At 61.1% G+C, this 2,561-nt stretch carries 2 protein-coding genes and 2 pseudogenes; all 4 read right to left on the bottom strand.

Features of this window, described 5'->3' with window-relative positions; translation table 11 throughout:
* Positions 1 to 354 (bottom strand): annotated as a pseudogene (locus tag A7D27_RS26740) (hypothetical protein); the annotation flags it as partial.
* Entirely contained in the window at positions 351 to 1,301 is a 951-nt protein-coding gene (locus A7D27_RS26745) for a hypothetical protein (protein WP_069566668.1), read from the bottom strand. The gene A7D27_RS26745 and the pseudogene A7D27_RS26740, both read right to left, overlap by 4 nt.
* On the bottom strand, positions 1,298 to 2,248 hold the full coding sequence (locus A7D27_RS26750) for a hypothetical protein (RefSeq protein ID WP_069566669.1): 951 nt from the start codon (positions 2,246 to 2,248) through the stop codon (positions 1,298 to 1,300). Before A7D27_RS26750 ends, A7D27_RS26745 begins: the two co-directional genes overlap by 4 nt.
* Positions 2,245 to 2,561, bottom strand: a pseudogene (locus A7D27_RS26755) (hypothetical protein); the annotation flags it as partial. The gene A7D27_RS26750 and the pseudogene A7D27_RS26755, both read right to left, overlap by 4 nt.

Here is a 2,561-nt window from a genome sequence, read left to right on the forward strand (position 1 = left end):
ACGGCGCTGGCGGTTGAAACGGGTTGGCAGGGGCGCGGGTTGGGTCAACAAGCTCCAGGCAATCATCAGCGCTGGGATGCCAACGATGATTCCGCACCCAATCACGACCAAGAGATCCCACTCGTCTCCATCGGCGGGGATGCCCAGCCAAAGAGAAAGCAAGATCATGGGCCACATGACCATCACAGCCGAGCCTGGGGTGTAGTCCGTGATATCCAGAAACACCTCGTTCTTGCGCCAGATGGTGTTCAGCACGTCCTTGGGCGGCTGGCCGGTGGGGATGGCGGGCGGGGCCAGGTAGTCGTCGCGGGAGAACAGGCGTTTGGTTTGGCTACCAGCGACAGGCGAGGTCATACCTGCTTGGCCTCCATCTGCTCGGCCAGCTCGGCCTCACGGGCCTGGATGGCGGCCTCCAGTTCCGGGGAGCGCTTAGCCCACTGTTCAGGTGGCAGCGGCTGGGACCATTCGACGATGGCGGGATCGGTGAAGTCGGGAAGAGGCGACAGCTTCTTGCGCTCGATGAAATCGATCAGCAAGACGTTGAACACGATCAAACCAAAGAAACCTTCCCAGACGATTGCTCTGAACCAGCCTTTGGTTCGGCCTGTTTCGACCAGGAACAGGAGCCAGGTCACCAGAATGCCTCGCTTATGGTTGAAACGATCCAGCCTGTCCGGCACCACCTCCGGCCCGACCTCCATGTAGCTTCTTATGCACTCCCACAGGCACATGGCCGTGGTACCACCGCCGCAGTTGAAGCCGATGGAATAGTCCTGCTCCCCTTCCGGCGCATCCGGGTCCGGGTTGCGAAACCCGATCATCAACAGCCCGTGGGTCATCTTGCCGTGCTGGCCGTAGGTATCCACCGCCACGGCCTGGGCCTCCACCGACTCCCAGGGCACGATCCAGTAGGTGCCATCCTCCTGGGGTACGCACACCTCACGGCGCTGGCGGTTGAAACGGGTTGGCAAGGGGGCTGGCTGAGTTAGCAGGCTGTAGAACACGAATAGCATCGGAATCCCCACAATCACTGCCCCCGCGAATGCGGCGAACAGCGAAAAGCCTGGGTCGCTTTCACGCGACGAAAAACTCGCCCAGAAAAAAATTAAAACCAGTGGCCAGGCGATCATTACAAAGGAGCCAGGGGTGTATTCCGTGATATCCAGAAATACCTCGTTCTTGCGCCAGATGGTGTTCAGCACGTCCTTGGGCGGCTGGCCGGTGGGGATGGCCGGCGGGGCCAGGTAGTCGTCGCGGGAGAACAGGCGCTTGGTTTGGCTACCAGCGACAGGCGAGGTCATACCTGCTTGGCCTCCATCTGCGCGGCCAGCTCCGCCTCACGGGCCTGGATGGCGGCCTCCAGTTCCGGGGAGCGCTTAGCCCACTGCTCAGGCGGCAGCGGCTGGGACCATTCGACGATGGCGGGATCGGTGAAGTCGGGCGGAGGTGTCAGCTTCTTCCGCTCGATTGCATAAATCAGCAAGACGTTGAACAGGAGCAGCCCGCACAGGCCATCCCACAGCAACGCCCGGACCCAACCCTTGGTCTTGCCCACTTCGATCACATCGAAGATGTAGCTGGCAATGATCCCTCGCTTGCTTTCAAAGCGAGACAGCCTGTCCGGCACCACCTCCGGCCCGACCTCCATGTAGCTTCTTATGCACTCCCACAGGCACATGGCCGTGGTACCACCGCCGCAGTTGAAGCCGATGGAATAGTCCTGCTCCCCTTCCGGTGCAGTTGGGTCCGGGTTGCGAAACCCGATCGTCAGCAGCCCGTGGGTCATCTTGCCGTGCTGGCCGTAGGTATCCACCGCCACGGCCTGGGCCTCCACCGACTCCCAGGGCACGATCCAGTAGGTGCCATCCTCCTGGGGTACGCACACCTCGCGGCGCTGGCGGTTGAAGCGGGTTGGCAGGGGCGCGGGTTGGGTCAACAAGCTCCAGGCCATCATCAGCGCTGGGATGCCAACGATGATTCCGCCAGCAAACGTAATGAACTGAGAGAAATCAGGCAAAGTTTCACGTGTCCCAAACGCCAGCCAAAAGACAAGCAAGATCATCGGCCAGATAACCATCACAGCAGAACCGGGGGTGTAGTCCGTGATATCCAGGAACACCTCGTTCTTGCGCCAGATGGTGTTCAGCACGTCCTTGGGCGGCTGCCCGGTGGGGATGGCCGGCGGGGCCAGGTAGTCGTCGCGGGAGAACAGGCGCTTGGTTTGGCTACCAGCGACAGGTGAGGTCATACCTGCTTGGCCTCCATCTGCGCGGCCAGCTCCGCCTCACGGGCCTGGATGGCGGCCTCCAGTTCCGGGGAGCGTTTGGCCCACTGCTCAGGGGGCAGCGGCTGGGACCATTCGACGATGGCGGGGTCGGTCAGTTCTGGGGGTGGTCCAAGCTTGAAGTTCTGGATTTTCTCCGCGAAGTAAGTCCCCAGGAAAATCACGAAAAACAAGCCGTGCAGCACATCAAGCACGTCCCCTTTGAACAGGCTGGTGATGATCGAGCCGATTTGGGTCTCACGAAAAGGTCGTTTGCCCAAGCGACTCTCAGGCACAG

This window comes from Pseudomonas sp. 1D4 (genome assembly GCF_001728925.1).
GTDB lineage: Bacteria > Pseudomonadota > Gammaproteobacteria > Pseudomonadales > Pseudomonadaceae > Metapseudomonas > Metapseudomonas otitidis.

What these genes read in the sequence shown, in the direction of transcription:
- A7D27_RS26745 (WP_069566668.1), bottom strand. Translation starts at nt 1,301, where the DNA reads ATGACCTCGCCTGTCGCTGGTAGCCAAACCAAGCGCCTGTTCTCCCGC.
- A7D27_RS26750 (WP_069566669.1), bottom strand. Translation starts at nt 2,248, where the DNA reads ATGACCTCACCTGTCGCTGGTAGCCAAACCAAGCGCCTGTTCTCCCGC.